The sequence below is a fragment of the Herbaspirillum autotrophicum genome, from assembly GCF_001189915.1.
Lineage (GTDB): Bacteria > Pseudomonadota > Gammaproteobacteria > Burkholderiales > Burkholderiaceae_D > Herbaspirillum > Herbaspirillum autotrophicum.
Map to the genome: position 1 here is coordinate 71682 of NZ_LFLS01000015.1, position 24090 is coordinate 95771.

The following is a 24090-nucleotide window of genomic DNA, read 5'->3' on the forward strand; positions in this document are numbered from 1 at the left end:
TACTGTACAGGCTATGTCGATTAGGATAAGACATCTTTTAAAACATTGCGAGACCGAGATGACAACACTGTTGCCGACCCTGAGCGAAATCGATGCTGCCGCCACTACCGTGTACGCCGCCATGCCGGCCACGCCGCAGTATTCCTGGCCGCTGCTGAATCAGGCGCTCGGCACCGAATTGTGGGTCAAGCATGAAAATCATACGCCGACCTCGGCCTTCAAGATTCGCGGCGGGCTGGTGTATCTGCAGGCATTGCGCACCAATCAGCCGCATTTGCGCGGCGTGATCTCGGCCACGCGCGGCAATCACGGACAATCGGTCGGGCTGGCGGCGCGCCGTCACGGACTGGCCGCCACCATCGTGGTGCCACGCGGCAATAGCCGGGAAAAAAATGCCGCCATGCGCGCGCTCGGCGTGACGCTGATCGAGCACGGCAACGAATTTCAGGAAAGCCGTGAACATGCCGCGCTGTTGTCAGCGCGTGATGATCTGCACATGATTCCCTCGTTTCACCGCGATCTGGTGAGCGGTGTGGCGACCGCCTGGATGGAATTGCTGCGCGCCCAGCCTGATCTGGATGTGTTGCTGGTGCCGGTCGGTCAAGGCTCGGGGGTGTGTGCCGCAGTCGCGGCGCGCAATGCGCTCGGTTTGCGGACCCGAATTATCGGCGTGGTATCGGCCCATGCGCTGGCTTACAAGTTGTCGTTCGACAGCGGCAGCCGGGTTGAGTCGCCGGTCACTACCGTGCTTGCCGATGGCATGGCGTGCCGCGCCCCGGACAGCGATTCGCTGGCCATCATGCAAGCGCATGTGGATGAAGTGCTGGCGGTCAGCGACGATGAAGTGGCGGCTGCCATGAAGTTGTATTTCACCGCCACCCATAACGTCGCCGAAGGCGCAGGGGCGGCGGCACTGGCGGCGGCGCTGCAGATCCGCGCGCGGTTGCAGGGTCTCAAGGTCGGCGTCACGCTGTCCGGCGGCAATGTCGATCACGATATGTTCATGCAAATATTGGCGCGGCCGGATCAGGATGCCGCAGCAGACAATCAGGAAAGGCGGAGAGCATGAATCACCTGTCAGCCGATGGCCGGGCAGTCCGGTTCAGCGCCAACGCAGTACGCGTCGCGCGCCTGGATGAAGTCTGCATGTTGCGGGTTCACAGTGGCCGGGTGTGGGTCACGCAGGAAGGGCTGGCCGAAGATTTCTGGCTGGCTGCCGGTGATGACATGATTGCCTTGCCGGGCTGCCTGATCGTGCTGGAAGCCACGCGCGACAGTGAAGTGCGCATGACGCCGCTGTCGGTCGCCATGCTGGCGCGGCGGCCGTCGTGGTCGGTGCAACTGGCCGGCATGTGCCGTCAATGGTGGCGCAAGCCGCAGCGCGCGGGCTGCTGAGATGGAAGCCTTGTTGCCGCTGGCGGCGTTCGCCTTCGTTTCCTCCATCACGCCGGGGCCGAACAATATCATGCTGACATCGTCCGGCATCTGGTTCGGCTTCATGCGCTCAATTCCGCACATGCTCGGCATCACTGTCGGCTTTGGCGTCCTGCTGGCGATTTGCGCGGCCGGTATCGGCAGTCTGGTGATGGCGGTGCCGTCGATTCATGTGGTGCTCAAGGTACTCGGTTCCGGTTACCTGTTGTATCTGGCGTGGAAATTGTGCGGCATGCGCTTCAGCCAGTCTGAGGACGACAGTGCGCGACCGGTCTCGTTCTGGGCCGCGGCGGCATTCCAGTTTGCCAATCCGAAAGCCTGGGTGATGGCGATTACCGGCGCTTCCGCCTTTTTGCCGCTGGTGCAACCGGTGTGGCTGGCGATTGCCATTTACTGCCTGGTGTTTTGCGCCATCAACCTGCCTTGTGTCAGCGTCTGGGCGTGGGGCGGCGCAGTGCTGCGCCGGCAATTGACGCAGGTGTTCTGGCGTCGCGTCTTCACGGTAGTGATGGTGGCGCTGACGGTCTATTCGGCGCTGGCGATCTGGCTCTGATGCACTCAATCAAAAAAATCAACAATAACGACAACAAGGCAGAGCATGCATAACGAATCAAAGGGAATGTGGCTGGGACTGGTGGGCGTTGCCGTATTCAGTCTGACCTTGCCGTTTACCCGAATCGCCGTGGCCGAATTCAGCCCGGCCTTTGTCGCCTTTGGCCGCGCCGTGGTCGCTGCAATTTGCGCGCTCGGCATGTTGTGGTATCTGAAAGCACCGCGTCCTACCGCCGCTCAGTTCAAGGGCCTGGTGATCACGGCGCTGGGCGTGGTGGTCGGCTTTCCGCTGTTTTCCTCGATTGCCATGCAACAAGTGCCGGCCTCGCATGGGGCGGTAGTACTGGGTGTGTTGCCGTTGGCGACCGCCTTGTTTGCGGCTTTGCGTTTCAGCGAACGGCCTTCGCTCGGATTCTGGATTGCGGCGCTGGTCGGCAGCGGGATTGTGGTGGCGTTTGCGCTGCGGCAGGGCGGCGGCAGTTTTCATCTGGCCGACTTTGCGCTGTTTGCGGCGGTAATTGCCGCTGCCATGGGGTATGCCGAGGGCGGTCGCTTGTCGCAAACCATGGGCGGGCAGCAAGTCATTTGCTGGGCGCTGGTGTTGTCGCTGCCGGTGCTGTTGCCGTTGTCGGTCTGGCTCGGCTGGCGCGATGGCATCACCGCATCGCCGCAGGCATGGGCCGCATTTGCCTATGTGTCACTGTTTTCGATGTTCATCGGATTTTTCTTTTGGTATAAGGGATTGGCGCTGGGCGGCATTGCGCGGGTCGGTCAGGTGCAATTGTTGCAACCTTTCATGAGTTTGCTGGCCGCGGCAGTGATCGTCGGCGAGAAGCTGGAAGCCGATAACCTGTTGTTTGCCGCCGCCGTTATCGCGGTCGTGGCGGTGGGCCGGAAGATGGCGGTGCGGCGCTGAGCCGGCGTCAATCCGGCCAGATCCGCAGTTTCCCGTCAGAGAAGCCGATATTTTGAGATAATTGCGCGTTACGTTGATGATTCATCGATTAATCCGTTGCCTTGCGGGACTTCTCCGCCGGGCACCAAGCCAAGGAATGTCCCATGTCCGTCTATGAAAAGCTGAAAGCCCTGAACATCGAATTGCCTGCCGTTGCTGCTCCTGCTGCTGCGTATGTCATGTCCGCACAAGCCGGCAACACGGTATTTCTGTCCGGCCATCTGGCCAAGAAAGATGGCAAGGTCTGGGTGGGACAGTTCGGCAAGAACATCACCACCGAAGAAGGCAAACTGGCTGCCCGTGCAGTCGCCATTGATTTGCTGGCAACATTGCAGGCAGCTTGTGGTGGCGACCTGACCCGGGTCAAGCGCATCGTCAAGCTGATGAGCCTGGTCAATTCGACCGGCGACTTTACCGAACAGCATCTGGTGACCAACGGCGCCTCCGAACTGATCGGCGAATTGTTTGGCGAACAAGGCAAGCATGCCCGCTCGGCTTTCGGCGTGGCACAAATTCCGATGGGCGCTTGCGTCGAAATCGAAATGATTGCCGAAATCGCATAATGCATTTTTTTCAGCAACAGGTTTGCCTGTCGCTCCCTATTTTTGCCTGCTCCCCATGAAAAACGAACATCCTAATCCGATCCAGTGGAATTTCTCGCAACGCTCGCAGCAGCTGCAAAGCTCTGCCATTCGCGAAATCCTCAAGGTCACCATGCGTCCGGAAATCACTTCCTTCGCCGGTGGCCTGCCATCCCCGGCGACATTTCCGGTAGAGCACCTGCGCGCGGCCTACGACAAGGTCTTGTCACAGCAGGGCAAGGTCGCACTGCAATACGGGCCGACCGATGGCTATGCACCGTTGCGCGCCTGGGTCGCGGATTCGCTGTCGACCGCGGACGCGCGGATTGTGCCGGAGCAGGTATTGATGGTGTCCGGTTCGCAGCAGGGGCTGGATCTGCTGGGCAAGGTATTGATCGACGAAGGCAGCAAGGTGTTGGTGGAAACCCCGAGCTACCTGGGAGCGTTGCAGGCATTTTCGCTGTACGGTCCGGATTTTGTATCGATCCCGAGCGATGAAGGCGGCTTGTTGCCGGAAGCGGTTGCCACCCTGGGGCAGGGCGCGCGCTTGCTGTATTCGCTGCCGAATTTCCAGAACCCGACCGGTCGCACCTTGTCGGTGGAACGCCGGCAGGCGCTGGTCGATACCTGTGCCCGTCTGGGTTTGCCGCTGATCGAAGATGACCCGTACGGTGCGCTGAGTTATCGCAACGATCCGTTGCCGAAGATGCTCAACATGAATCCGGGCGGCGTGATTTACATGGGATCGTTCTCCAAGGTACTGACACCGGGCATTCGTCTGGGCTATGTGGTGGCGCCGATTCCGCTGATCCAGAAACTGGAACAAGCCAAGCAGGCCGCCGATCTGCACACCGCGCAACTGACGCAAATGGTGGTCTACGAAGCGGTCAAGGACGGGTTCCTGACCTCGCACATCCCGACCATCCGCAAGCTGTACGGCGATCAGTGCCAGGCCATGCTGGATGCGCTGACCACCTACTTCCCGGCCGGTTGCAGCTGGACCAAGCCGGAAGGCGGCATGTTCATCTGGGTCACGCTGCCGTCGCATATCGACAGCACTGCCTTGCTGGCCGAAGCCGTAGAGCAACTGGTGGCATTCGTGCCGGGTGCGCCATTCTTTGCCAACGCGCCGGAAAACAATACGCTGCGCCTCAGTTTCGTGACCGTGCCACCGGAAAAGATCCGCGCCGGCATTGAGCGTCTTGGCCAGCTGATTGCAGCCAAGCTGTAATGGAAATCAGCAATCTGCCGTTCGGTACCACCGACTGGAATCAGGTCGAACGTACCGAACATGCCGGCATCACCGGTACCGCCTGGTGGCGTACTTGCCAGTTCGGCCCGATCCGGGTGCGGATGGTGGAGTACACGCCGGGCTATCTGGCCGACCACTGGTGCAGCAAAGGCCATGTCTTGCTGTGCCTGGAAGGCGAACTGGAAACCGAACTCGACGACGGCCGCAAATTTACCTTGCGGCCTGGCATGAGTTATCAGGTGGCAGATAACGCCGAAGCGCATCGTTCATCAACCGTGGCCGGTGCGCGTTTGTTTATTGTTGATTAGTACATCGCCATTTGCCAAATAGTGCACTGCAGAAATTTGTAACAGGCTCCCGAAAATAGTGCAGAATAGTGCCGCTTCAGCAAGTCATGAGGAAGGCCGGCGATTCTCTCGCCATTCAATCCAACTTTTTTCGGGGCAGTTATGACCAGTGCATTTGAGTTCGGCCAGCAAGACGCCAGCCCCCTCGCAGTTTCCCCTTCACAAGCATTCACTTTCAGCGGTCGTGGTTCGGAATATTTCCGGATCTGGATCGTCAATCTGTTGTTGTCGATCATCACGCTCGGTATCTATTCGGCCTGGGCCAAGGTACGCCGCCTGCGCTACTTCTACAGCAATACCGCCGTCGCCGGCACCAGTTTCGACTATCACGGCAATCCGGTCGCGATCCTCAAAGGCCGCATCATTGCCGTGGTGCTGTTGGTGGCTTACAACTTTGCCTTTCAGGTCAATGCGCTGGTCGGGTTTATCGTCATGGTTGCCTTCGCGGTTGCGATTCCGTGGCTGATCTGGCGCAGCTTGCAATTCAAGATGTACAACTCCAGCTATCGCGGTATTCGCTTCGGTTTCAAGGGCAATGCCAAAACTGCTTATGTGGTGTATTTGCTGCTGCCGGTTTTGACCGTGCTGACGCTGTATTTTCTGACGCCCTTCACGCATCAGCGCATCAAGCGTTTCCAGCACAGCGAAGCCCGCTTCGGCAGCACCCATTTTTCGTTCGACGGATCAGTCGGCAGTTTTTATAAAACCTATCTGCTCGGTCTGGGAATTTGCATTGCCGGGCTGGTCGTGATCCTGTTCGGTTTTGGCAGTACCCTGACGGTGCTGGCCCACGGCGGTATCGCAAGCGCTACTGCCGGCCTGGTATTTTCGCTGATACTGATGGGCTTCGTGATCTACGCGTGGTTGTTCCTGATGTATCCCTTGTTCCTCACCTTGTTGCAAAACCTGATCTGGAATCACACCCGTCTCGGCGAACATCGTTTCACCAGCCAGATGCGTTGGGGCCGGATGATGTTCATCACCTTTACCAATATTCTCGCCATCATTTGCACACTGGGTTTGTTTACCCCGTTCGCACAAATTCGCTCCATGCGTTACCGGATCGAATCGATGACGCTGCTGCCGGCCAGCAATCTGGATGAATTCGTGGCAGATGCTGAAGCGCACGGCTCGGCTACCAGCGAAGGCATGGCAGATTTGCTGGACTTCGACATGTCGCTGTGAGCGTTGCCACGATGACGATTCCGGCGTTCTATTTCGACGGCAAGACATCGCGCAAATATGCGGTGTTCCTGACCGTCGAAGATGACACCGCCTACCTGACCGGTGATATCGACCGCCAGTGTCCGATCGGGCAGTTGCGGGTATCGGAGCGCTTGAACCGGGCCGCGCGCAAGGTGACGTTTCCGGATGGCGCCTATCTTGAGGTGCAGGATAATCCGGCCTTCAATGACTTGTTGGCCGCCACCCGCCACCGCGATTCGCTGGTGGTGCGGATTCAGCAAAACTGGCGCGCCACGCTGGCCGCGCTGGCGGCATTGGTGGCAGTCGTGGTGCTGGGCTACATCTATCTGTTGCCGGCGGCCGCCAATCTGATCGCCAAGTCCTTGCCGGTCGCGGTCGATCGCCAGATCGGGCAGGGTACGCTGGAGTTTCTCGACCGCCACATGCTGGCACCGACCAAATTGCCGGCAGCGCGACGCGAAGCCTTGATCCGGCGTTTCCGGGCATTGACGTCGCCGCCTGAGCAATGGCCTCAGTACCAGATTCTGTTCCGTCACAGCAAGATCGGCCCGAATGCCTTCGCCTTGCCTTCCGGCGATATCGTGCTGACCGATGAAATCGTGTTGCTGCTGCAGGATGACGACGCCATCATGGGCGTGCTGGCGCACGAACTGGGACATTTGCATGAGCGTCATCTGATGCGCCGGCTGATACAAAGCTCGGCCATCGGTGCCGCTGCCACGGTATTGTTCGGCGATGTCTCGGCGGTGATTGCGAATATCCCGACGGTACTGCTGGACATGAAATATTCGCGCGATGCCGAGCGCGAGGCGGACGATTATGCGATTGCCATGTTCAAGGCCAATGGCATGAGTCGCGCAGCACTGGCGTCGGTATTCGAGAAGCTGGGCGGCCACGAATCAGGCGGCAAGCGCGAGGACGGCAAAGAGACGGACAAGGCCGGCGGCGCTGCAGGAATGGCGGCCTATCTGTCCAGCCATCCGAGCAGTGCCGAGCGCGTGCAGCGCATCTTGCAGGCACCCTGAGCGCTGTTTCAGGAGCCGGCCGGCGCCGCCAGCTTCAGGGTTTCACCATGCTTGAGCACGGTAAATTCATTGGCGGGCAAGCCGGCCTTGTTGACTTCCTCGGCCAGAAGCACCGGCGGTTCGTCGAGCGGTTCATCGGCCAGTTCAAACACCCCCCAGTGAATCCCGATCGAGCGTTTGGCGTGGACATCCTGATGGATTTTTACCGCCTGCGCCGGGTCGACGTGCTGGCCTTGCATGAACCAGCGCGGCGCGTAGGCGCCAATCGGGATCAGCGCCAGATCGAAGCTGCCGAACTTTTTGCCGATATCGGCAAAGTCTTTGGAGTAGCCGGTATCGCCGGCAAAGAATGCTGAAAACGGCTTGGGTGCGGTGGCATCGGTCTGTACCACCCAGCCGCCCCACAAGGTTTCCGAACGATCCGTCAGGCTGCGTGCCGACCAGTGCTGGGCCGGAACAAAATGGATCGCCAACGGCGCGACCGCAGTTTGTTCCCACCAATCCATTTCGCGCACCTGCGCGCTGTCGATGCCGATGCCGGTCATCCAATCTTTCACCCCCAGCGGCACCAGAAACAGCGGCGGGCCGCCTGCCTGACGGTTGAGTTGCTCGATGCCGGGCTGATCCAGATGGTCATAATGATTATGCGAAATCAGCACTACATCGACATGCGGCAATTGCGCCATGCTCAGCCCCGGCGCCACTTTGCGCTTGGGCCCGACAAAGCTGAAGGGCGAAGCCCGTTCTGAAAATAGGGGATCGGTGAGAATATTCACGCCGCCGATTTGCAGCAAGGCGGTGGCATGGCCGATCCAGGTTACGCTGGGCACCGTGTGGTTGGCTTGCAGCCAGGCCACTTCGGGCGTCGCCATCGGAAATTGATAGTTGTTGGCCGGCGGTTTTGGCACGCCGCTGGCAATCCGTTCCCATTGCCACTTGAGAAAAGAAGCGCGCGGCTCCTGCGGATAATTGTTGCGGAAGCCCGATGCCGTCCGGTTGGATTTTTCAGGATCGTAGTATTTGCCGGCCGCGGCGCAGCCAACGCAAATCAAGGCGGCGAGCAGAGCGAACTTGCGCAGTCGTTTGCGGCGTGGCGGGGCAGAGGCAGGCGTGGGTGGCATTGGCGCAGGCGGTTGTGATGAGCAACCGCCATGCTATCAGGAGCCGCCCGGTTTCACACGGGGTCTGCATATTGCGCTTCACCGTAACCAAATGACCAGTTTTCCTTTTGCACTTCCACCAGATTGATGAAGATGTCTTCCGGCCGGATGCCTGGTGCAGCACCGAGCCGTTCGACGATGCGGCGATACAGGGCTTTCTTTTTTTCAATCGGCCGGGTATTGCTGACGGTCAGTTGGATCAACACAAACTTGTCGCTGCGGGCAATGTTCATATAGCTTTTGCTGAATGAAAAATGACCCGGATCGTATTCGTCAATCACCATGAAGCGGTCTTCGTCCGGCACGTCAAAGGTTTCGCGCAGGGACAGATAGATATTGTCGAGAATGGCTTCGTGATAGGCAGCGGTTTCGCCGCGACGGATAAAGACTCTGGCAAAGGGCATGGGATTCTCCTGGATGAACGGTGGCGGACGGCGCTGACAAGTGAATTGATCCAACGCCGATGCACTTATCTTAATTCGCCTGTATCATTTTAAAAATAGATCATTGAATATTTCAGTAATATCAATTGAAAATGATTGGGTTGTCATGCAGACACTGACACGACCGCTGGATCTCGACGCCGTCCAGGCTTTCGTTCTGGTGGCGGACATGCAAAGCTTTACGCGTGCGGCAGAGGCCTTGCACACCACGCAATCGGCCATCAGCCTCAAACTCAAGCGGCTGGAAGAACGGCTCGGACATCGCTTGCTGGAGCGCACGCCGCGTCAGGTCCGGTTGTCGGTGGCCGGTTTGCAATTTCTCGACGCCGCGCGGGCGTTGTTGCTGGCGCATGAACGCGCCTTGCAGGATCTGCAACCGGGCGCGGCGCGTTTGCGGCTCGGCATCAGTGATCACGTCGCCGGTGACGGCTTGCCGCAGATTCTGGCGCAACTGAATGCGAGCGACCCCGGTGTGGTGATTGAAGTTCGCATCGCCAGTTCGCGTGACGTGCTGATCTGGTTTGATCGCGGCGAACTGGATGCGGCAATCGTGCGGCGTGACGGCGAGCGTGACGATGGCGAGTTGATCATGGAAGAACGCATGGGCTGGTTCGCCGCGCCACACTGGCAACAGCGTCCCGGCGAACCGTTGCGGCTGGCGACTTTTTCGACCACATGCGGCATTCGCGAACTGGCCGTGCGGCGTCTCGATGAGGCCGGCATCGCGTGGTCGGAAGTCTTCATCGGCGGCGGTGTGCACGCGGTTGCCGCCGCCATTCTGGCCGGCCTTGCGGTATCGGCATTGCTGTACAGAGTCAAACCGCTGGGCGCCATCGATATCGGCAAGAGCATGCAATTGCCGGCCTTGCCGCTGGCGCAGGTCATGCTGCATAGCAATCTGAAAGACGGACGTGTGCAACCGGTTTTGCGTACCTTGATTGCTGCCTTGCGCGCCTGAAACGGATTGCGAGACCGTAAAAATAAACTCTTGAAATTCCGGAGTCCGCACGTATATCCATACCAGCGGATGCTCAATGGCGAGGTCCGCTGAAACCATCGCTTATTTTTAAAGGATATTTCCATGCGTACTTCTTACGATTTTTCTCCTCTCTATCGCACCGCTATCGGCTTTGACCGTCTGGCCCAAATGTTCGACAACGCGCAACGTGCAGATGCCCAGCCGAGCTATCCGCCTTACAACATCGAGCTGGTGAGCGAAGACAAATACCGCATTTCGATGGCGGTCGCCGGCTTCAGCCGCGCTGAAATCGAGATTGAAACCGAAAATGATTCGCTGAAAATCACCGGTCGCAAACAGAAGGAAGATACGCAGGGAAATTTCCTGCACCGCGGTATCGCCGCACGTGATTTCGAGCAGCGCTTCCAGCTCGCCAATCACATCAAGGTGACCGGCGCACAGATGGAAAACGGCCTGCTCAATATCGATCTGGTACGTGAAGTGCCTGAGGCGCTGAAGCCACGCAAGATCGATATCGGCAGCGGTGAAAATGTGCATCGTCTGGAGCAGCGCAACGCTGCCTGATGCTGATTCGCCGGCAGCAGATTGTGCCGGAAATGAAAGCCGTTCAGTCGTCGACTGAGCGGCTTTTTGTTTGCCGCAGCCGGCACGGATGTCGCATCCGCATGATGCGATGCGGGTAGTCCGCTGCACACGTTTTCAATTCTGTATATAATCGCCGGCAGATATCAGAGCATGCGTTCCGATACGTAAGCGTTAACGTCAACCAACGCGTCAATCACGTGCTGCGTCTTTCGCAGTGACGGTCTTCCGTCATGCACGTGCAAGACGTTATGGTGAAATTCGATGACACTTTTCTGCGCCGCCAAACCGGCCGGCAATTTCCTTGCGACATTCGTCGCGGATTATTTTTCCTTTTTTTCAATGTTGTTGCGTATGGCGAATTCCGTGTGCAGTCCCGCGTGCGTGAACGTGGCTGTACTCTGCACCTTGAACGGAGCCGGCCATGACTGATAAATCCGCATCTTCATTATTGCTGCCGCTGGTGCTGATCGTCTTCAGCGCCTTTCTGGCAATTGGCATTCCGCTGCCGGCGATTCCATTGCATGTGCATGACGGCCTCGGCTTGAGTGCCTTGACCGTGGGCTGGATCGTCGGCATCCAGTCATTCGCGACTATCCTCACGCGCAAATTTGCCGGTTCGTATTGTGATCGTCGCGGACCCAAGCGCGCCATGTTGCTGGGTTTGCCATTGGCCTCGCTGGCCGGTGTGCTGTATCTGATCTCCACCATGATTTCCCATCTGGGCCTGAGTCTGGCAGTGTTGATTGCCGGTCGCTTGCTGATGGGGCCGGCGGAAAGCCTGTTTTTGACCGGCGCCATGACCTGGGGCATTGGCCGGGTCGGCGCACCACGCACCGGCAAGGTGATGGCATGGCAGGGCATCGCCATGTTTGCGGCGCTCGGTCTGGGCGGGCCGCTCGGGATCGCGATTCAGCAGCACTTCGGTTTTCAGGCAATCGCGCTGGTCACCATCCTGCTGCCGTTGCTGGCGCTGGCCATCGCCGTACCGATGGCGCCGCTGGCATTGCACGCGCAGCATCATGAATCATTGCCGTTCTTTGCGGTATTGCGCCTGATCTGGCGTTTCGGTCTGGCGCTGGCGTTCAGTGCCATGCCATTCGCCATCATCACCAGTTTCCTGGTGTTGCTATATGCGAGTCATGGCTGGAGTGGCGCCGGGGTGGCGATCCTTGGTTTTTCTGCCGGCTATATCGTGATTCGCCTGTTCTTTGCGCATCTGCCTGATCGTCTTGGCGGCACCAAGGTCGGCGCGGTATCGGTGGTGATCGAACTGCTCGGGCAATTGATGTTGTGGCAGGCCCATGACCCGCTATGGGCATTTTGCGGAACATTGCTCAGTGGCATCGGTTTTTCGCTGGTATTCCCTTCCATGGGCGTGCAGGCGATGGCGCGCGTACCGGCGCACAGCCGTGGCGTGGCGGTCGGCAGCTTCCTGGCGTTCATCGATGTTGCCAGCGGCCTCACCGGTCCGCTGGTCGGGATCGTGATTGGGTTCTATGGCTATCAGGCCGCTTTTCTGGCGGGCTCGCTGACCTGCATTGCGGCGCTGGTATTGATGTTGTCGGGACGCACTGCCAGCAAGCAGCACCTGCCGCCGGCATAGCCTGAACAAGTAATCATGTTGATGTACGGCAACGTGCAGAGCCGCGTGCATGTTGCCTGTTGGCCACGGATGAAAATTTTTTTTCATCCGTATTTTTTCCGGCGACAGGCGCGGATTTCAGAATGATTTCAAACGACCGCTGGTGACCGGGATGTGATCTGGCAAAAAAACAAATGCATTTTTTGAATTGTCATATTTAAAAAAATGAACATATACTCGTTTCGTCGCCAGCAAAAAAGTATACGTAAAAGTTGGCACAAGTAATTTCTCCGGGGCGTTTCAACGAGTGTCGCAAGTAATGGCTTTGACCATCCGCACCTGTTTCTGCTATTGCAAAAACAAGTGAACTGACTTCAGGTCGGCGGCTTGTCATCGACCAATGCTGCGCGCAAGCATTGAAAGAGAGGGGTCATGTCTGCTAATGCAAGAATGAGTCTGCGCACGCGCGTACTGCTCATGGTGATCGGTGTGGTCTTGATCGGATTTGCCGTCACGATATCGGTACTCACCTATCGTGCCAGTACGTCGCAGCACGACATCGCACAACAATACGCGGAGCAACTGGCCAAGCATGAGGCCATTCAGGTCGCGGAAGAGATGAATCAGGCATTGGATGCGGCGCGTACAGTGGCGCAGGCGCTCACCGGCATGAAGGTTGCCGGCATCGCCAATCGCAACGCCGCCGATGAAATACTCAAAGGAGTGATGGCCGGCAGTCCCGCTTTTCTTGGCATCTGGACCGGCTGGGAACCCAACGCATTCGATGGCAAGGATGCCGACTTTACCGGCAAGCCGGGCCACGATGACACCGGACGCTATATTCCTTACTGGAACCGTGGCGCCGGCAAGATTCAGGTACAGCCGCTCGGTAAATATGAGACTGATGGTGTCGGCGATTATTACCTGCTGCCCAAGCGCAGTGGCAAGGAAACCATCATGGAGCCGCAATCGTACAAGGTGGGCGGCAAGGACACGATGCTCACCAGTCTGGTGGTGCCGATCACGCTGGAAGGAAAATTTGTCGGCGTGGTTGGCGTCGATATTGCCACCGACAGTTTCCAGCAGCAGGTCAGCAAAACTCATCCGTACGACGATGGCTATGCAGCCTTGTTTTCCAACCGCGGCGTATACGTTGCCGATGCCGATGCTGCGATTGTTGGCAAAACCGGCAAGGCGCGCGGGCTGCAAGAAGATGCGCTGGCGGCGATACGCGAAGGCAAGGAATTGCAGGAAACCGTGTTCAGCAAACGCTTGCAAACCAGTGCACTACGTATTTATGTGCCGCTCAAGGTGGGGTCTACAACGACGCCATGGTCGTTCAGCGTGACCATTCCGGAAAACAAGATATTGGCCGAGGTCAATCGCTTGCGCCTGATTGCGGCGGTGCTGGGATTGCTCAGCGTGTTGCTGGTATCGCTGGTGCTCAGTATCGTGCTCAATCAGTTGGTGCTCAAGCCGATAGGCGGGGAACCGGAGCAAATGGCGCACCTCACGCGGCAGGTTGCCGAGGGTAACCTGACCGAACCGATTACCTTGCGGCGCAACGATCGCAGCAGCATGATGCATGGCATGCAAAACATGCAGCAACAATTGGCGAGCATTGTCGGCGGCATTCGCTCTGGCAGCAATTTCGTGGCCGAAGCATCCTCCGAAATTGCGCAGGGCAATGCCGATCTGTCGCAGCGCACGGAAGATCAGGCATTGTCGTTGCAGCAAACGGCCGCCAATCTGGAACGGCTGACCGGAACTGTCCGGCAGAACATGGAAAATGCCAGACATGCAACCAAGCTGGCAGACGAAGCGTCGGAAACGGCAGTGCGCGGCAATACCGTGGTGGGTGATGTGGTGCAAACCATGGACAGCATCAGCGCCGAATCCAAAAAAATGTTCGACATCATTTCAGTCATCGAGGGCATTGCGTTTCAGACCAATATCCTCGCGCTCAACGCCGCAGTGGAAGCGGCGCGTGCCGGTGAACAAGGGCGCGGGTTTGCGGTGGTGGCCAGCGAGGTACGCAGCCTGGCCCAACGCAGCGCCGCAGCATCGAAGGAAATCAAGACCCTGATTGAAAACTCCATGTCGCGCGTCGGCGACGGCGTGGAACTGGTGACCCGCGCCGGTACCACGATGCATGATGTGATGGCATCGATTCAGCGGGTGACCGTGATTGTCGGTGAAATTGCGCAAGCATCGGAAGAACAGAACAATGGCATCGGCCAGATCAATCAGTCAGTGTCGGAAATGGATGAGATGACCCAGCGCAATGCGGCGCTGGTAGAACAGGCCGCAGCATCGGCCAAGGCACTGGAAGAGCAGGCGCGTGGCTTGATGCAGGCGGTGTCGGTATTTCGTACTCCTGCGCACAATCCGGTGGAAGCGTTGCCGGCTGTGGTGCAGCGTTTGGTGAGTTGAGATTGTATTTAGGGTAGTTGCAGGGCAGGGGGTAGTAGTGGCGGGGGAAGTACCCGAGAGCGTCGTCAGATGTTAGCGGATAATAAAAAAGGGGATGTCGTTCGCGACATCCCCATCTGCGTTTACATCCGTGCTTCCGCGTCTGGCGAGATTACAAGGCCGCCAGTGTGTTCGCCTTCAGCTTCGATTCCAGTGCCTTGCCTTTGCGGGCGCGCTTGCCGATATGCGGTCCGAGTGCCACGGCTGACAGACTGACTTCCTGTGCCTTGCCGCCGCGTCCGATACCGGACACCAGTACGCCCTTTTGCGTGATGGCTTGCGCTGCCAGCAGTTTTTCACCCTTTTCCAGTTCCATCAGGATCACACCGCGACCGCCGGATGCCAGCGTCTTCAACTCATCCAGACCGAATACCAGCAAGCGGCCTTTTTCCGACAGGCAGGCCACGGCGCTGGCGTTGGCCGGCAATGGTCGCGGTGTCAGCGGCAGATCGCCTTCATCGAGCGTGACAAAGGCCTTGCCGCCCTTGACCCGGCTCAGCATGTCGCCGATTTTGGCGCTGAAGCCATAGCCGGCATCGGATGCCAGCAACATGGCGGTATCGGCAGCGCCGGCGTAGTAATGCAACAGGCTGCTGCCGCTGCTCAATTCCACCAGCGAGGTGATCGGCAAACCATCGCCGCGCGCATTCGGCAGGGCGCTGACGCTGACACTGTAGATGCGGCCGTTGGAGCCGAACGCCAGCAGGTTGTCGACGGTGCGGCATTCGAATGCGCCGTACAACGCATCGCCGGCCTTGAATGTGAACTGGCCGGTATCGTGACCATGACCGGTCCGTGCGCGTACCCAGCCCTTTTGCGAAATGATGACGGTGACCGCTTCATCGACGATCTTGAATTCGATGACGGCTTTTTCTGCTTCTTCGATCACGGTGCGGCGGTCGTCGCCGAACTGCTTTTCGTCGCCTTCGATTTCCTTGATCAGCAGGCGCTTCATCGAGCTCGGGTTATCCAGCAAATCTTGCAGGGTGGAACGTTCACCGCGCAGCGCCGTGAGTTCTTGCGTGATCTTGATGGCTTCCAGTCGCGCCAGTTGACGCAGACGGATTTCGAGAATGTCTTCGGCCTGGCGGTCGGACAGTTTGAAGGCATTGATCAGCGCCGGCTTCGGTTCATCCGATTCACGAATGATCTTGATCACCTTGTCGATATTGAGCAAGACCGCCTCGCGGCCTTCCAGGATATGAATCCGGTCATCCACTTTTTGCAGACGGAAGCGGGTCCGGCGCGTGATGGTTTCGAAACGGAAATCGATCCATTCGCGCAAGATGTCGCCCAGACCCTTCTGGCGTGGCCGGCCATCGCCGCCGATCATCACCAGATTGATGGAGGCGCTGGTTTCCAGCGACGTCTGCACCAGCAGTGTCTGCATGAACTCGTTCTGGTCCTGGTTCTTCGATTTCGGTTCGAATACCAGGCGCACCGGCGCATCGCGGCCGGATTCGTCGCGCACCGCATCGAGCAGCGCCAGGATGCCTTGCTTTTGCGCCAGTTGTTCCGGTGTCAGCGACTTTTTACCAAGCTTCACCTTGGGATTGGTCAGCTCTTCAATTTCTTCCAGCACTTTCTGGGTCGAGACACCCGGCGGCAATTCGGTTACCACCGCTTGCCACTGGCCACGCGCCATATCTTCGATTTTCCAGTTGGCGCGCACCTTGAGGCTGCCGCGGCCAACGCGGTAAATTTCAGCAATGGTGGCGGTCGGCGTGATGATCTGTCCGCCGCCCGGGAAGTCCGGACCGGGGATGAAGGCCATCAAATCTTCATGCGTCAGTTTCGGATTGCGGATCAGCGCGACCGCAGCCTTGGCCACTTCGCGCAGATTGTGCGACGGAATTTCTGTGGCCAGACCGACGGCAATGCCGGAAGCGCCGTTGAGCAAGACGAACGGCAGGCGCGCTGGCAGCGTTTTGGGTTCTTCGGTCGAACCATCGTAATTCGGCTGAAAGTCGACCGTGCCCATGTCGATTTCTTCCATCAGCAATTTGCTGATCGGCGTCAGACGAGCTTCGGTGTATCGCATGGCAGCGGCGCCGTCGCCATCGCGTGAACCAAAGTTGCCCTGACCGTCGATCAGCGGGTAGCGCAGCGAAAAATCCTGCGCCATGCGCACCAGCGCGTCATACACCGACTGGTCGCCATGCGGATGCAGCTTGCCCAGCACATCGCCGACCACCGCCGCCGATTTGCGCGGCTTGGCAGTGGCGTTCAGGCCGAGTTCATTCATCGCGTACAGGATGCGGCGCTGGACCGGTTTCTGGCCATCGGTGACATCCGGCAGGGCGCGACCCTTGACTACGGAAATCGCGTAATCCAGATAAGCGCGCTCGGCAAAGGTCGACAGGGTCAGTGATTCGCCGTCGGCTGGCGCTTGTTCAAACAGATTGGCTTGTTCAGTCATGAGGAGCTAGGTGTGATTCAATTATTGAATGGAAATCGGTGGCGGCAGATTGCGGCGTCCCGGCAGTATCACCTGAAGACGGCGCGAGCTGTCGCCGGTGACCGCAGCCACGGGTTGGTACATCTGGTAAAACTGCGCCACCAGCTGGACGTAATTGCGGGTTTCCGGATACGGCGGAATCTGGTTGTTGTACTTTTGCACGGCGCCTTCGCCGGCATTGTAAGACGCAATCGCCAGCTCCAGCCGCTTGGGAAACAGCAACTGCAAGTCATGCAGATAGCGTGCCGCCAGCCGGATGTTGATGCGCGGGTCGGTCAGCTTTTGTTGCACCGTCTTGCGGCGGTCGGATTGCACGCCGTAACGGGCGGCGGTATCCGGCATGATCTGCATCAGACCGATGGCGCCTTTGGGCGACACTGCCGCCGGGTTGAAACCGGATTCGGCGGCCATGATGGCTTTCAGCAATGCCGGGTCGAGCGAGAATTCCTGCGCACTCTGATTCAGCAGCGCTTCATATTTTTTCAGATTCGGATGACCCAGCATCAGCTTCATCAGCGGCGAATCGGGTGTTGCCGGTTTCATGGCCGGCAACGCTGACGACAATTGGTCGGGATCAACACTGGCATTGCCGCGCATGAACAATTGATAGCGTGCATCGACCTGTTCGGTGGCGACGTGCGCCACGCCATCGGCGTCGATGTAGCCGTAAATGTCGGCGTGCGCGGAAACTGCGGCGAAACAGAAAGCAGCTGCCAGCAGTTTGATCCCGGTATGCATCAGATATCCGCTTCGGCCTCGTTGCCGTGCTCTTCGATCCAGGCGCGGCGGGCCGCAGCTTCGCCTTTGCCCATGAGCATCGTGAAACGCGCAGTGGAGGCGTCCTGATCCAGTTCGCCGAGGCGCACCGGCAACAGGCGGCGGGTATCCGGATTCATGGTGGTTTCCCACAATTGTTCGGCATTCATTTCACCCAGACCTTTGAAGCGGGAAATGCCCCAGGCACCTTCCTTGAGGCCATCCTTGCGCAACTTGTCTTCGATTGCCGTCAGTTCGCCGTCATCGAGGGCGTACAGTTTCTGTACCGGCTTCTTGCCGCGCGCCGGTGCATCGACGCGATACAGCGGTGGCCGTGCCACGCAGATGTGACCGTTCTCGATCAGTTTCGGGAAATGCTTGAAGAACAGCGTCAGCAACAAGACCTGAATGTGCGAACCGTCAACGTCGGCATCGGACAGGATGCAGATCTTGCCGTAACGCAAACCGGTCATGTCCGGGCTATCGTTGTGGCCGTGCGGATCGACGCCGATGGCGACGGCCATGTCGTGAATTTCATTATTGGCAAACAGACGGTCGCGTTCGGTTTCCCACGAATTGAGCACCTTGCCACGCAATGGCAGAATCGCCTGAAATTCCTTGTCGCGTCCCATCTTGGCGGAGCCGCCGGCGGAGTCGCCCTCGACCAGAAACAGTTCGTTGCGGGTCAGATCGCTCGACTCGCAATCGGTCAGCTTGCCCGGCAGCACGGCGACGCCGGACGATTTTTTCTTTTCTACCTTTTGCGCCGAACGCAGGCGGCTTTGCGCTTGCTTGATCACCAGATCAGCCAGCTTCTTGCCGTATTCGACGTGCTGGTTGAGCCACAGTTCGAGTGCCGGACGCGAGAAGGTCGACACCAGTCGCACTGCATCGCGCGAGTTCAGACGCTCCTTGATCTGGCCCTGGAATTGCGGATCGAGCACCTTGGCCGACAACACGAAAGAGACCCGCGCAAACACGTCTTCCGACAACAGCTTGACGCCCTTGGGCAGCAGCGAATGCAATTCGACGAAACTCTTGACCGCGCCAAACAAGCCTTCGCGCAAACCGGATTCGTGGGTACCGCCGGCAGACGTCGGGATCAGATTGACATACGATTCACGCACCACATTGCCTTCTTCGGTCCATGCTACCACCCAGGCCGCGCCTTCACCTTCGGCAAAACCTTCGGCATCGGGACCGGCGAACTGTTCACCTTCAAACAGCGGAATCAGCGGTTCGGCATTGGTCGATTGCGCCAGCGATTCCAGCAGGTAGCCGCGCAGGCCCTGATCGTATTGCCAGCTTTGGCTGTCGCCGGTTTTCTGATTCACCAGCGTGACTTTGACACCTGGCAGCAGCACTGCCTTGGAACGCAGCAGACGTTGCAGTTCTTGCGACGAAATCAGCGGCGAGTCGAAGTATTTCGGGTTCGGCCACACGGAAACGCGGGTACCGGATTTCTTGTCGCCGGCAGCGGCGGCGCGGGAGGTCAGTTTTTCTACCAGATCGCCATCGGCAAATGCCAGTTGATGGACCCCGCGGCCCTGTTCATCCTTGCGCCAGACCGTGATTTCGAGCCGTGAAGCCAGCGCGTTGGTGACCGAGACGCCAACGCCGTGCAAGCCGCCGGAGAAGGCATAGGCGCCACCGGAGCCCTTGTCGAACTTGCCGCCGGCATGCAGGCGGGTAAAGACGATTTCGACGGTGGGCACTTTTTCTTCCGGATGCAGACCGACCGGAATACCGCGGCCATCGTCTTCGACGCTGATACTGCTGTCGGCATTGATGGTGACTACGATATTTCTGGCATGACCGCCCAGTGCCTCATCGGAGGCATTGTCGATCACTTCCTGAATGATATGCAGCGGATTTTCGGTGCGGGTGTACATGCCCGGACGCTGTTTGACCGGTTCCAGCCCCTTCAGGACGCGGATTGATGATTCACTATAGTCGGACGGAGTGGTTTTTTTCGTTGCCATGCAAGAAGTTTGATATCCAGATACGGCCGTTTCCAGCCAAAGAGTTTGCATTCTAATGAAAAACCCGGCGCTGTGGACTAATGCCGCTCAGTTAAACATCGGATTTACCCGTTGTTCCGGTCTGGCGGCGGTCCGGAGCAGGGCACGCAGGCGAAAAGTTGCCTGAATGCTACGGCTGGTGCGCAAGATTGTAATCCAGACCCGGTCCGGGCGCGCATGCGGCCAGCGGCAAAGCCGGTGTCAGGTGAGATTGAGGCCGCCATCGGCGAGCAGGATTTCGCCGGTCAGATAATGCGAGTCCACCAGCATTGCCACAATGTGCGCAATGTCCTCGGGTTGTGCCGCCCGTTGCATCGGTGCCCGTTCCTGCCACAGCGCCTGCGCCTTGGTCCAGGTCGCGGTGAGCGGGGTGTCGACCAGACCCGGAGCGACAGCATTGACCCGGATCGCCGGTGCCAGTGACAGCGCCAGCAACTTGGTCATGTGATTGAGCGCGGCCTTGCCGGCCGCATACGGAATCGATGCCCCTTTGGGACGCACGCCGGCATGCGAACTGATATTGACCACGCAAGCGCTGCGGCCGTGTGCGGCTGCGGCCCGCAAATGCGGTTCGGCTTGCGCCACCAGATGAAACGGTGCCACCACATTGACTTCATTGAGTTCCTGCCATACGGCCGAGGTCGCTGCTGCCAGATCGTCATGGGCGATGATGCGGCTGATGCCGGCATTGTTGACCAGTACGTCGAGCCGGCCCCAGATTGCCACTGCCTGCTCAATCAGTCTGACGCGCTCGCTTTCTTGCGCCAGATCGGCCTGGATATACGCTGCCAGCGGCAATTCGGCGGCCATGCTGTTGCCCACATCGGCCGAGCTGCGCGAATGCAGGATGACGGCAAAGCCATCCGCCGCAAGACGGCGCGCGATGGCGGCGCCGATGCCGGAGGTGGAGCCGGTAATTAATGCGACACGCTGGGTGAATGCTTGGGGTGCGGCTTGATTGAGAGGCATGAAAATTCAGGTTGGTCAGAACGGGACGCCGTCCAGCGTGCCCATTTTACCTTCGGTGAAATCGCGGCGTGCCTGCGCCAGCCGTTCCGGCGTATCCATCACGAAGGGACCGGAAAACAAGATCGGCCCGGGCACCGGCGTTCCGCCCAGCAAGATGAGGTCGGCACGGCGGCTGCCGGTGGCGCCGATATGCAGTTTGTCGCCGTGACTGAGCAGCGCCAGCTTGCCGGGATCGAGCACGGTGCCGCCGGCATCGACGCGGCCGTTCATGACATACAGGCCGAGCTCGGCGTTGGCATCGATCTGCAAGGTGGTGCTGTGGCCCGGATTGATCTGGATGCGTGCCAGCACGGTAGGTGAGGCCAGTTGCATCGGACCGCTGGTGTCATTGACCTGTCCGGCCAGTACCGTGACTTCGGCGCCATCACGCGTGAATGAGGGAATCGCGGCGGCGCGCCACGAAGTGTAGGTTGGCTTGGCCAGTTTCTGGGCCGGTGGCAGCGTGGTCCACAATTGCAAGCCATGGCGTCCGCCTTGCGGTTGCTCGGCATGAATCACGCCGCGACCGGCGCGTATGCATTGGGCATCGCCGGGACCGAGACGATCGGTGATGCCCATGCTGTCGCGATGTTCGACATGCCCTTCCAGCAGATAGCTCAAGACTTCAATGCCGGCATGCGGATGGGGTTTGTCGCCGATGCCGCGCTGACTCTGATGGCGGTAGTGGTCGATGAACACAAATGGTCCCAGATGATTGTGCTGCGGCAGCGGCAGGGCGCGCCACAACAGCATGTCGCCATCGTCGATGACGCGCTGGGCAGGTAACATGGAGGTGATTGTGCGGTCCATGGTGCATCTCCGGTATGGCAAATGGTTCGTGGCATCTGATGTGCGGATGCCGGCTACCGATGATCATACGCCTGCCGGCGAACAGATGCTGAACCGTCTCGCACCGTGTAGACTTTTGCTGTTGCCGGTGCGAATGATGACAATATTATTGAATAGACAGATGACAAGCAGACTTCTCTTTCTTCCGGGCGCTTCAGGCGCGGCCGCGTTTTGGCAGCCATTGCAGCAATTGCTGGCTGCCGGCAAACAATCGGTGTGTTACGGCTGGCCCGGCTTTGGTGCCAACCCTCCGGATCCGGCCGTGACCGGTCTCGACGATCTGGTGCAACAGGTGTTGGCCGATGTGGTGGCGCCGAGCGTGCTGGTGGCGCAATCGATGGGCGGCATCATCGCGCTCAAGGTGGCCTTGGAAAATCCGCATGCCATCAGTCATCTGGTGCTGACGGCCACTTCCGGCGGGATTGATATTGAGGGGCTTGGTGCGCAGGATTGGCGTGAGGCCTTTGCCGCAGAAAATCCGGCGTATCCGCGCTGGTTCATCGATTGCAAGGAAGATTTGTCGGCGCGGTTGCACGAATTGCAGATGCCGGTATTGCTGTTGTGGGCCGATGCCGACCCGATCAGTCCGGTGGCGGTCGGGGAAAAACTGGCCGGCTGTTTGCCGCACGCGACACTGCAAGTGATTGCCCATGCCGGTCACGATCTGGGACGGGAACGGGCGGATTTGCTGGCGCCGCTGATCCGGAAATTTCTGGCGCCATGATACGCCGTCATCACAAAAAAATGCGGCACCCGCAGGCGCCGCATTGATCACATTACCGTATGTTGCTTACGCGGAAATCATGGATTGATTTTCGAGATTTTCGCACCTTGCAGCGACACACCGGCCATGATGCCGCCATTGGTCATGACGAAACCGACAATCGGTTGTTGCACCGTGTTGGTATCGATGTTGCCATTGGCGCCGACATTGGCGAGCGCGACCGTGGCATCGGCGCCGACCGTCCAGCCATTGCTGTTGCGGAATTTATCGAGCGAATCCTGCGTCATGAACAGCACCACGATCGCCTTCGACTGGGCACCGGCCTGGAATCCGACAGAACCGGCCGTGGTGCTGTAGTAGCCCTCGGTACGATTGTTGACGCGCAATGCGCCCTTGCCGTATTCGCCGCCGACCACAAAGCCGGCTTCAAGCACGTTCGGGAATACCAGGACACCCTTGGCGCGCGCCACCAGCTCGCGTGAAGCAGGCGCGGTCTGATACAGCTTGGACAGCGTCGAATCGACGCCGGCATTGATGGTGTTGCGGGTAGTGCCTGCGCTGGCATCCTTATCCGGCATGGTCGTCGTGCAGCCGGCAAAGGCAACACTGGCAATTGCCAGTCCGATAGCGGCAATGCTGCGCGTATTGAGGAAGGATGATTTTTTTGAGGAATTGTTTTGCATACGTATCTCCATACTGGATTTGACTTCGTGATTGAGCAATGTGACTGATTGCACATATCAAGATATAGATATGCCTCAAAAATAGTAGCAGCTTTGTCGAGCTTGTCTAAGTTACATTTTTTTTGTTTTTGCGGAACTATTTTGGGTTTCTCCCGGTAAATATATTGCCACGGGGTGCTTTTGCTCTGCGCCCCGCTGTGGCTGCCGTATCAGGCCGGCCGGCCGGGCGGGGTTGCCGAAACGGCATGTCATTGATAAATGGCAAGACCTGCGCGCAACACATTTGCCATCGGCGCAGCAGCGCCAGCGCTGATTGGCGTTGCTCAGCGTCCGGCCGCGCACAGACGCAGCAACAGAAAGCCCAATGCGACCGCCGGTACCAGCAGCGACCAGAACCCGGCCAGCCAGTAGCACAGGCCGCCGCCGACAGCGCCAATCGCAAAGCCGGCTACCGGCGGCCATGTTTTACCGATGCGCTCTCTGGTTTCCGGTGCGGCGACGCCGGTCATCAGATCCACCAGATCAATCACGATCTGGGTCACGTTGCCGGTCATCACCGTCGTCGGCCCCAGATGCAGGAAGGTGGTTCTGGAACCGGCATTTTGTACCGACATGGTGAGCACGCCGAGCATGCCGACGCCAATGGCGATCCAGCTGTTGGCATCCGCAAACGGCGCGTAATACACGCCGGCCGCCATGAACAGCAACAAGGCGATCAGCTCCACTGCCATCAGCGGCACGGCGGCATCGCGTTGCTTGCGCAGCAGCGCCAGAATCAGCAAGCGGGTGAGGGCGACACCGATGATGAAGGTCGGCAGCGCCAGCAATTTGCCGATCACCCCTGGCCGGCCATTGGCGACCGAAGCACCGATCAATACAAAGTTGCCGGTGACATGCGCAGTGAACAAGCCGAACAAGGCGACGAAGCCGACCGTATCGACAAAGCCGGCGATAAAGGCTTTGAGTGTCGGCATCGCCGGCAATTTGCGACTGGCAGTCGTAGCGCTGATACTCATGT

23 protein-coding genes are annotated in these 24090 nt (G+C 58.8%); 14 read left to right on the forward strand and 9 right to left on the reverse strand.

The window, feature by feature from the left end; genetic code table 11:
- Positions 1 to 58: 58 nt before the first annotated feature.
- From AKL27_RS13360 to AKL27_RS13400, 9 genes are all read left to right on the forward strand, one after another.
- Positions 59 to 1069, forward strand: a complete 1011-nt coding sequence (locus tag AKL27_RS13360; RefSeq protein WP_083439029.1) for a threonine dehydratase — start codon at positions 59 to 61, stop codon at positions 1067 to 1069.
- On the forward strand, positions 1066 to 1395 hold the full coding sequence (locus AKL27_RS13365; RefSeq protein WP_050463331.1) for a DUF2917 domain-containing protein: 330 nt from the start codon (positions 1066 to 1068) through the stop codon (positions 1393 to 1395). Before AKL27_RS13360 ends, AKL27_RS13365 begins: the two co-directional genes overlap by 4 nt.
- Position 1396: 1 nt before the next feature.
- Positions 1397 to 1987: a LysE family translocator gene (locus AKL27_RS13370; protein WP_050463332.1), complete on the forward strand. Its 591-nt coding sequence runs from the start codon at positions 1397 to 1399 to the stop codon at positions 1985 to 1987.
- A gap of 45 nt (positions 1988 to 2032) precedes the next feature.
- A complete protein-coding gene (locus AKL27_RS13375) occupies positions 2033 to 2902 on the forward strand; it encodes a DMT family transporter (protein ID WP_050463333.1) in 870 nt (289 codons plus the stop codon).
- A 143-nt stretch (positions 2903 to 3045) separates the two neighbouring features.
- Entirely contained in the window at positions 3046 to 3504 is a 459-nt protein-coding gene (locus AKL27_RS13380) for a RidA family protein (protein WP_050463334.1), read from the forward strand.
- A gap of 55 nt (positions 3505 to 3559) precedes the next feature.
- Entirely contained in the window at positions 3560 to 4753 is a 1194-nt protein-coding gene (locus AKL27_RS13385) for an aminotransferase-like domain-containing protein (RefSeq protein WP_050463335.1), read from the forward strand.
- Positions 4753 to 5082, forward strand: a complete 330-nt coding sequence (locus AKL27_RS13390) for a DHCW motif cupin fold protein (RefSeq protein WP_050463336.1) — start codon at positions 4753 to 4755, stop codon at positions 5080 to 5082. Before AKL27_RS13385 ends, AKL27_RS13390 begins: the two co-directional genes overlap by 1 nt.
- Before the next feature lie 141 nt (positions 5083 to 5223).
- On the forward strand, positions 5224 to 6306 hold the full coding sequence (locus AKL27_RS13395; protein WP_050463337.1) for a YjgN family protein: 1083 nt from the start codon (positions 5224 to 5226) through the stop codon (positions 6304 to 6306).
- Between the two features lie 11 nt (positions 6307 to 6317).
- Positions 6318 to 7352, forward strand: coding sequence for a M48 family metallopeptidase (locus AKL27_RS13400; RefSeq protein ID WP_050463390.1), 1035 nt, complete (start codon positions 6318 to 6320; stop codon positions 7350 to 7352).
- An 8-nt stretch (positions 7353 to 7360) separates the two neighbouring features.
- Here AKL27_RS13400 and AKL27_RS13405 read toward each other — a convergent pair whose 3' ends face one another.
- Together AKL27_RS13405 and AKL27_RS13410 are read right to left on the reverse strand one after the other, a co-directional pair.
- Entirely contained in the window at positions 7361 to 8473 is a 1113-nt protein-coding gene (locus AKL27_RS13405; RefSeq protein WP_083439030.1) for an MBL fold metallo-hydrolase, read from the reverse strand.
- A 53-nt stretch (positions 8474 to 8526) separates the two neighbouring features.
- Entirely contained in the window at positions 8527 to 8916 is a 390-nt protein-coding gene (locus tag AKL27_RS13410) for a tautomerase family protein (protein WP_050463338.1), read from the reverse strand.
- A 154-nt stretch (positions 8917 to 9070) separates the two neighbouring features.
- Here AKL27_RS13410 and AKL27_RS13415 point away from each other — a divergent pair, with 154 nt between their 5' ends.
- The 4 genes from AKL27_RS13415 to AKL27_RS28645 all read left to right on the forward strand — a co-directional run bounded on the left by AKL27_RS13415 (position 9071) and on the right by AKL27_RS28645 (position 14534).
- A complete protein-coding gene (locus AKL27_RS13415; protein ID WP_198155962.1) occupies positions 9071 to 9913 on the forward strand; it encodes a LysR family transcriptional regulator in 843 nt (280 codons plus the stop codon).
- A 123-nt stretch (positions 9914 to 10036) separates the two neighbouring features.
- Complete coding sequence (locus tag AKL27_RS13420; protein WP_050463340.1) at positions 10037 to 10498, forward strand: Hsp20 family protein; 462 nt, start codon at positions 10037 to 10039, stop codon at positions 10496 to 10498.
- Between the two features lie 442 nt (positions 10499 to 10940).
- Entirely contained in the window at positions 10941 to 12122 is a 1182-nt protein-coding gene (locus AKL27_RS13425; RefSeq protein ID WP_050463341.1) for an MFS transporter, read from the forward strand.
- A gap of 411 nt (positions 12123 to 12533) precedes the next feature.
- Positions 12534 to 14534 (forward strand): methyl-accepting chemotaxis protein, encoded by a 2001-nt coding sequence (locus AKL27_RS28645; protein WP_083439031.1) that lies wholly within the window; start codon positions 12534 to 12536, stop codon positions 14532 to 14534.
- 151 nt (positions 14535 to 14685) lie between these two features.
- Here the strand turns inward: AKL27_RS28645 and parC are convergent, their stop codons facing one another.
- The 5 genes from parC to AKL27_RS13455 form a co-directional block, all read right to left on the reverse strand.
- The gene (gene parC, locus AKL27_RS13435; RefSeq protein WP_050463343.1) at positions 14686 to 16992 is read right to left on the reverse strand and encodes a DNA topoisomerase IV subunit A; all 2307 of its coding nucleotides are present in this window, start codon (positions 16990 to 16992) and stop codon (positions 14686 to 14688) included.
- 21 nt (positions 16993 to 17013) lie between these two features.
- The gene (locus AKL27_RS13440; protein WP_050463344.1) at positions 17014 to 17769 is read right to left on the reverse strand and encodes a lytic transglycosylase domain-containing protein; all 756 of its coding nucleotides are present in this window, start codon (positions 17767 to 17769) and stop codon (positions 17014 to 17016) included.
- Positions 17769 to 19769: a DNA topoisomerase IV subunit B gene (locus AKL27_RS13445; protein WP_050463345.1), complete on the reverse strand. Its 2001-nt coding sequence runs from the start codon at positions 19767 to 19769 to the stop codon at positions 17769 to 17771. Before AKL27_RS13445 ends, AKL27_RS13440 begins: the two co-directional genes overlap by 1 nt.
- A gap of 240 nt (positions 19770 to 20009) precedes the next feature.
- On the reverse strand, positions 20010 to 20777 hold the full coding sequence (locus AKL27_RS13450; RefSeq protein ID WP_050463346.1) for an SDR family NAD(P)-dependent oxidoreductase: 768 nt from the start codon (positions 20775 to 20777) through the stop codon (positions 20010 to 20012).
- 15 nt (positions 20778 to 20792) lie between these two features.
- Entirely contained in the window at positions 20793 to 21626 is an 834-nt protein-coding gene (locus tag AKL27_RS13455; RefSeq protein WP_083439032.1) for a pirin family protein, read from the reverse strand.
- A gap of 160 nt (positions 21627 to 21786) precedes the next feature.
- Here AKL27_RS13455 and AKL27_RS13460 point away from each other — a divergent pair, with 160 nt between their 5' ends.
- Positions 21787 to 22389, forward strand: coding sequence for an alpha/beta fold hydrolase (locus AKL27_RS13460; protein ID WP_050463392.1), 603 nt, complete (start codon positions 21787 to 21789; stop codon positions 22387 to 22389).
- A gap of 77 nt (positions 22390 to 22466) precedes the next feature.
- On the opposite strand, the gene AKL27_RS13465 is transcribed toward AKL27_RS13460, so the two are convergent.
- Complete coding sequence (locus AKL27_RS13465) at positions 22467 to 23072, reverse strand: BPSL1445 family SYLF domain-containing lipoprotein (protein WP_050463348.1); 606 nt, start codon at positions 23070 to 23072, stop codon at positions 22467 to 22469.
- A gap of 323 nt (positions 23073 to 23395) precedes the next feature.
- Positions 23396 to 24088 carry a YoaK family protein gene (locus AKL27_RS13470; protein WP_050463349.1) on the reverse strand — a complete coding sequence of 231 codons (693 nt, stop codon included), beginning with the start codon at positions 24086 to 24088 and terminating at the stop codon, positions 23396 to 23398.
- Positions 24089 to 24090 lie beyond the last annotated feature (2 nt).

What these genes read in the sequence shown, in the direction of transcription:
- AKL27_RS13400 (WP_050463390.1), top strand. Translation starts at nt 6,318, where the DNA reads ATGACGATTCCGGCGTTCTATTTCGACGGCAAGACATCGCGCAAATAT.
- AKL27_RS13450 (WP_050463346.1), bottom strand. Translation starts at nt 20,777, where the DNA reads ATGCCTCTCAATCAAGCCGCACCCCAAGCATTCACCCAGCGTGTCGCA.
- AKL27_RS13410 (WP_050463338.1), bottom strand. Translation starts at nt 8,916, where the DNA reads ATGCCCTTTGCCAGAGTCTTTATCCGTCGCGGCGAAACCGCTGCCTAT.
- AKL27_RS13375 (WP_050463333.1), top strand. Translation starts at nt 2,033, where the DNA reads ATGCATAACGAATCAAAGGGAATGTGGCTGGGACTGGTGGGCGTTGCC.
- AKL27_RS13365 (WP_050463331.1), top strand. Translation starts at nt 1,066, where the DNA reads ATGAATCACCTGTCAGCCGATGGCCGGGCAGTCCGGTTCAGCGCCAAC.
- AKL27_RS13405 (WP_083439030.1), bottom strand. Translation starts at nt 8,473, where the DNA reads ATGCCACCCACGCCTGCCTCTGCCCCGCCACGCCGCAAACGACTGCGC.
- AKL27_RS13440 (WP_050463344.1), bottom strand. Translation starts at nt 17,769, where the DNA reads ATGCATACCGGGATCAAACTGCTGGCAGCTGCTTTCTGTTTCGCCGCA.
- AKL27_RS13425 (WP_050463341.1), top strand. Translation starts at nt 10,941, where the DNA reads ATGACTGATAAATCCGCATCTTCATTATTGCTGCCGCTGGTGCTGATC.
- AKL27_RS13360 (WP_083439029.1), top strand. Translation starts at nt 59, where the DNA reads ATGACAACACTGTTGCCGACCCTGAGCGAAATCGATGCTGCCGCCACT.
- AKL27_RS13470 (WP_050463349.1), bottom strand. Translation starts at nt 24,088, where the DNA reads ATGAGTATCAGCGCTACGACTGCCAGTCGCAAATTGCCGGCGATGCCG.
- AKL27_RS13465 (WP_050463348.1), bottom strand. Translation starts at nt 23,072, where the DNA reads ATGCAAAACAATTCCTCAAAAAAATCATCCTTCCTCAATACGCGCAGC.
- AKL27_RS13420 (WP_050463340.1), top strand. Translation starts at nt 10,037, where the DNA reads ATGCGTACTTCTTACGATTTTTCTCCTCTCTATCGCACCGCTATCGGC.
- AKL27_RS28645 (WP_083439031.1), top strand. Translation starts at nt 12,534, where the DNA reads ATGTCTGCTAATGCAAGAATGAGTCTGCGCACGCGCGTACTGCTCATG.
- AKL27_RS13390 (WP_050463336.1), top strand. Translation starts at nt 4,753, where the DNA reads ATGGAAATCAGCAATCTGCCGTTCGGTACCACCGACTGGAATCAGGTC.
- AKL27_RS13395 (WP_050463337.1), top strand. Translation starts at nt 5,224, where the DNA reads ATGACCAGTGCATTTGAGTTCGGCCAGCAAGACGCCAGCCCCCTCGCA.
- AKL27_RS13445 (WP_050463345.1), bottom strand. Translation starts at nt 19,769, where the DNA reads ATGGCAACGAAAAAAACCACTCCGTCCGACTATAGTGAATCATCAATC.
- AKL27_RS13455 (WP_083439032.1), bottom strand. Translation starts at nt 21,626, where the DNA reads ATGGACCGCACAATCACCTCCATGTTACCTGCCCAGCGCGTCATCGAC.
- AKL27_RS13460 (WP_050463392.1), top strand. Translation starts at nt 21,787, where the DNA reads ATGACAAGCAGACTTCTCTTTCTTCCGGGCGCTTCAGGCGCGGCCGCG.
- AKL27_RS13385 (WP_050463335.1), top strand. Translation starts at nt 3,560, where the DNA reads ATGAAAAACGAACATCCTAATCCGATCCAGTGGAATTTCTCGCAACGC.
- AKL27_RS13380 (WP_050463334.1), top strand. Translation starts at nt 3,046, where the DNA reads ATGTCCGTCTATGAAAAGCTGAAAGCCCTGAACATCGAATTGCCTGCC.
- AKL27_RS13370 (WP_050463332.1), top strand. Translation starts at nt 1,397, where the DNA reads ATGGAAGCCTTGTTGCCGCTGGCGGCGTTCGCCTTCGTTTCCTCCATC.
- parC (WP_050463343.1), bottom strand. Translation starts at nt 16,992, where the DNA reads ATGACTGAACAAGCCAATCTGTTTGAACAAGCGCCAGCCGACGGCGAA.